Here is a 4,821-nt window from a genome sequence, read left to right on the forward strand (position 1 = left end):
GGTGTGGGCGGCGCGGCCAGCGCGGCAGCGCCGGTGGCGGCCAGCGCGGCCAGGCCCAGCCGGCGCAGGCGGCGCGCCGACAGCAGCGCGCGCGGGCCCTGGCCCTTGGCGATTTCATTGACGGCCACCCAGGCGCCCTGGGCTTCGTTCCAGACGATGCGGTAAATGCGATTCATGATGACGTGGCGTGAGGCGTGGCCGTGGCCACTGGCGGTGTCGCGGGGGCGCGCACCGGTGCCGCCCGGCCGATGGCGGGGCGATGACGGGATGGACCGACGCGACGCGACCCGGTCAGGCGCGCTTCGAATCGGTGGGCTGCAGGGGCAGCAGGACTGACGGGGGGCGGTTCAGGCGCTGTCGTTCAGCGCCGCACGACGCGACGGCGCAGCGGCCGTCAGTGGGGGGATCGTGGTGTCACGAAGGTCTCCAGTGCCGGGGGGTGGCACAAGCGGTTCCGGGAATGCGCGCCATAGAGACATCTGGCGCACAGCGACGGGGACGACAGAACTGCAAGTGCCGTTGTACCCAACCCAGGCCCGGCAGCGGTCGGGGGACAAGCCCCCTAAAACACCGCCTGTTCCCGCTCAAGTCAGGAACTTCAGTAGGACCGCGGCAGCCCGAGCAGATGCTCGGCCACGTAGCTCAGGATCAGGTTGGTGGAGATGGGGGCCACCTGGTAGAGCCGGGTCTCGCGGAACTTGCGCTCCACGTCGTATTCGTCGGCGAAGCCGAAGCCGCCATGGAACTGCAGGCAGGCGTTGGCGGCCTCCCAGCTGGCCTTGGCCGCCAGGTACTTGGCCATGTTGGCCTGCGCGCCGCAAGGCTGATGGGCATCGAACAGCTCGCAGGCCTTCCAGCGCATCAGGTTGGCGGCTTCCACCTCGATGTAGCTTTCGGCGATGGGGAACTGCACGCCCTGGTTCTGGCCAATGGGCCGGCCGAAGACCACGCGGTCCTTCACGTAGGCGGTCACGCGGTCGATGAACCAGTAGCCGTCGCCGATGCATTCGGCGGCGATCAGCGTGCGCTCAGCATTCAGCCCGTCGAGGATGTACTTGAAGCCCTGGCCTTCTTCGCCGATCAGGTGCTCGGCCGGGATCTCCAGGTTCTCGAAGAACAGCTCGTTGGTCTCGTGGTTGACCATGTTCGGGATCGGCCGCACGTCCATGCCGTGGCCGATCGCGCTCCTCAGGTCGACCAGGAAGATGGACAGGCCTTCGCTCTTTTTCTTCACCTCGGCCAGCGGCGTGGTGCGGGCCAGCAGGATCATCAGGTCGGAGTGCTGCACGCGCGAGATCCACACCTTCTGGCCGGTGACCACGTAGCGGTCGCCGCGGCGCACCGCGGTGGTCTTGATCTGGGTGGTGTCGGTGCCGGTGGTGGGCTCGGTCACGCCCATCGATTGCAACCGCAGCTCGCCGCTGGCGATGCGCGGCAGCCAGCGCTGCTTCTGCTCGGCGCTGCCGTGGCGCAGCAGCGTGCCCATGTTGTACATCTGGCCGTGGCAGGCGCCGGCATTGCCGCCCGAGCGGTTGATCTCTTCCATGATGACCGAGGCTTCGGCCAGGCCCAGGCCCGAGCCGCCGTAGTCCTGCGGAATCAGCGCGGCCAGCCAGCCGGCCTCGGTCAGCGCGTTGACGAAGGCTTCGGGGTAGCCGCGCTGGGCGTCCACCTGGCGGTGGTACTCGTCCGGGAACTGGGCGCACAGCGCGCGCACCGCGTCGCGGATGTCCTGGTAGCGGTCGGGGGCGTGGTGGTTCATCGAAGCGGTCCTTCAAGCCGGTGGGGCGGCGGGGGTGGCTGGCACACTCGCAGCAATGCAGCAGATCTTCGCAGTCACCGTCCCCTTCTTCGCGCTAGTGCTGTTCGGTTACCTGGCCGCCCGCCAGAAGGTGCTGCCCGAAAGTGCGATTCCCGGCCTCAACGCCTTCGTCCTGTACTTTGCGCTGCCGGCCATGCTGTTCCGCTTCGGCCGCACCACGCCGCTGGGCGAGCTGCTCAACCCGGTGGTGCTGGGCGTGTATGCGCTGGCGGCGCTGCTCATCGTGTTCGGTACCGTGTGGTTCACCCGCTCGGCCCGTGTGCACCTGAAGGACGCGGCCTTCGGCGCGCTGGTGGCGGCCTTTCCCAACTCGGGCTTCATGGGCGTGCCGCTGCTGGCCACGCTGCTGGGCCCGGCCGCCGCGGGGCCGGTGATCAGCACCATGCTGACGGACATGGTGCTCACCTCGTCGCTGTGCATCGCGCTGGCGCAGGCCCATGAAGCCAGCGGCCAGGGCGGGCGGGCAGCCGCCTTCAAGGCCCTGCGCGGCGTGGCCGGCAACCCGCTGCCGTGGTCCATCGCCGCAGGCGCGGTGGTGGGCGCGATGGGGCTGGAGTTTCCGCGCCCGGTGGACGTGATCGTGCGCATGCTGGCCGATGCGGCCACGCCGGTGGCGCTGTTCACCATCGGCGCGGTGCTGTGGCGGGCCGGCCAGCATGCGCACAGCCGCACGCCGGTGGCGCTGTACCTGCCGGTGGCCGGGGTCAAGCTGCTGCTGCACCCGCTGCTGGTGTGGGGCCTGGGCCGCGCCGCGCAGTCCGCCGGCCTGCCGCTGACCGACGGCCAGCTCACCGCCCTGACCCTGGCCGCCGCGCTGCCCAGCGCCAGCAACGTCGCGCTGCTGGCCGAACGCTACGGCGCCGACAACGGCCGCGTGGCCCGCATCATCATGAGCAGCACCCTGCTGGCCTTCGGCAGCTTCAGCCTGGCGGCTTGGTGGATGGGGGCGGGGTGAGGGGCGCCGGTCAAGATTGACCAGCGGGCGGCACGCAGGTGCTGCTCGTGCTCGCTACCCTTGCGAGCAGCAGCGAAAAGGAGGCCCTGGCCATGGCAGCGGAGCGAACCTACACACAGCGCGGTGCCCGGGTCAAAAAAACAGAGGCCACATCGGCCCGCCCCCAAACTTCCATTTCTGCGTCCGACTCGTCCAACATCGAATTGGTCTTCGGCTTCGTCGGGCCCACCGGCACCTACCTTGCCCAGGTGGCCGAAACACTCAAGGCCCAGCTGCGCGCGATGCAGTACCGGGTGGAAGAAGTGCGCCTGAGCGAGCTGATCACCACCTACCTGGGCAAGGGGAACGACTTTCCCAACGAGTACGAACGCATCCGCACCTTGATGGACCGCGGCACCGTCCTGCGCGAAACATCGAACCAGGCTGAGGTGGCGGCCCGTCTGGGCATCGCCAAGATCAGGGCGTTGCGCCAGCAACTCACGGGGGACGTCCGAGCCCCGGCCAGCCGCACGGCCTACTTCGTCCGCTCCTTCAAGCGACCCGAGGAAGTAGAGCTGTTCAGGCAGGTCTACGGTCAGGCCTTCACCCTGATTTCCGTTTATGCCTCACGGCACTGGCACAAGGAATTTCTGACCAAACAGATCGCCCCTTCCCTGGGTGACAAGCGGGGTCAAGCCGAGATGCTGGCCACCGAACTGATCACGCGCGACTACCAGGAAGAAGGGCGCAAGCTCGGCCAGCGGGTGGGCAAGACTTTTCCGCTCGCCGATTGCTTCGTGGTCAGCGAGTCGCGCACCGAGCTGGAACGGCAGCTTCAGCGCCTGGTATTGCTGACCTTCGGGCATCCTTACGTGTCCCCCACACGGGACGAGCAGGCGAAGTTCTTTGCCAAGGCGTCGGCGCTTCGATCGCTCGACTTGTCCAGACAAGTGGGTGCAGCCATCGTCGACGGCCATGGCGAGATCCTCGGCACAGGCTGCAACGAGGTGCCGCGCTTTGGCGGTGGTTTGTACTGGGCCGAGGACGACGACGCGATGCGAGATTACGAGCGCGGCGGGGATGCCAATGTCGATTTCAAGCGTGAGATGGTGGAAGACGCCTTCGACCGGATGAAGCGAAGGCCGGGCTTGCTGGACGAGTCGGCCAGGCAGCAAAGCAGCGCGGAGCTGGCCAGGCAAGCACTGTTCTCCCCTGACGCCTATCTGCGCGAGGCGCAATTGTTCGATGTCATCGAATTCGGTCGCGCCGTGCACGCGGAAATGGCGGCCATCACCCAGGCGGCACGCGCTGGTGTACGTCTGCAGGACGCGCGACTCTTCTGCACCACGTTCCCATGCCATCTGTGTGCCCGCCACATCGTGGCGGCGGGCATCCGGGAGGTGGTGTTCATCGAGCCCTACGAAAAGAGCCGCACGGCAGACTTGTACAGTGACTCGATCAGCGTGGAAGCACTGGAAGCCTCCAGCAGCCGCGCCGACTTCCGAGCCTTCGTCGGGGTGGCGCCGCGACGCTACATGGACTTCTTCGAAGCGGCATCGGCGCGAAAAACCGACGAAGGTAAGATTCAACTCGTCGACCCCAGCATGGCCGTTCCTCGCATCCAACGCAGGGCCTTCACGTACACCTTCGTGGAGCCGTTCGTGATCGACGACACGCCACCACCCCCATCCGCCGACATCGCAAAGAGCATCCCATGAAGCAGCAAGACTCTTTCATGCAGCAGTTCAGCGACGCCCGCAAGGAGGTGACGCAGCTGCGGTCCTGGATGGGCGAATCGGCCAAGATGGCCACCCTGACCTTCCCGGCCACCGTGCCGCCCTTGAAGGCGCCGCGGCGCGTCGTTGCGCCAACGAAGCCCAAGCGCTGAGACGCTGGGATGTCGGCCTGCGCCGGCACCCCCAGCCGCTCCCCCACCGGCCGGTCATTCAGCCGTCGATCAAGGCCGGGTCCCAGGCATGCACCGTCTGCTGCTGCTCGCCCAGGCCTTCGATGCCAAGGCGCATCGTGTCGCCGGCCTTCAGGTACACCGGCGGCTTGTGGCCCA

General features: G+C 67.5%; 4 protein-coding genes and 1 pseudogene. 3 read left to right on the forward strand and 2 right to left on the reverse strand.

What is annotated here, in order from left to right:
- Positions 1-598: 598 nt before the first annotated feature.
- The gene (locus ABNT58_RS13825; RefSeq protein ID WP_348754045.1) at positions 599-1,762 is read right to left on the reverse strand and encodes an acyl-CoA dehydrogenase family protein; all 1,164 of its coding nucleotides are present in this window, start codon (positions 1,760-1,762) and stop codon (positions 599-601) included.
- Between the two features lie 55 nt (positions 1,763-1,817).
- Here ABNT58_RS13825 and ABNT58_RS13830 point away from each other — a divergent pair, with 55 nt between their 5' ends.
- From ABNT58_RS13830 to ABNT58_RS13840, 3 genes are read left to right on the forward strand one after another with little or no spacing between them, the layout of a single operon-like run.
- Positions 1,818-2,777 carry an AEC family transporter gene (locus ABNT58_RS13830; RefSeq protein WP_348754046.1) on the forward strand — a complete coding sequence of 320 codons (960 nt, stop codon included), beginning with the start codon at positions 1,818-1,820 and terminating at the stop codon, positions 2,775-2,777.
- Positions 2,778-2,815: 38 nt separating this feature from the next.
- On the forward strand, positions 2,816-4,474 hold the full coding sequence (locus ABNT58_RS13835; protein ID WP_348754047.1) for an anti-phage dCTP deaminase: 1,659 nt from the start codon (positions 2,816-2,818) through the stop codon (positions 4,472-4,474).
- The gene (locus ABNT58_RS13840; RefSeq protein WP_348754048.1) at positions 4,471-4,644 is read left to right on the forward strand and encodes a hypothetical protein; all 174 of its coding nucleotides are present in this window, start codon (positions 4,471-4,473) and stop codon (positions 4,642-4,644) included. The genes ABNT58_RS13835 and ABNT58_RS13840 overlap by 4 nt, the downstream gene beginning before the upstream one ends.
- Positions 4,645-4,702: 58 nt before the next feature.
- Here the strand turns inward: ABNT58_RS13840 and ABNT58_RS13845 are convergent.
- A pseudogene (locus tag ABNT58_RS13845) lies at positions 4,703-4,821 on the reverse strand (2-hydroxyhepta-2,4-diene-1,7-dioate isomerase); the annotation flags it as partial.

It is taken from the genome of uncultured Aquincola sp. (genome assembly GCF_964001545.1).
GTDB lineage: Bacteria > Pseudomonadota > Gammaproteobacteria > Burkholderiales > Burkholderiaceae_C > Aquincola.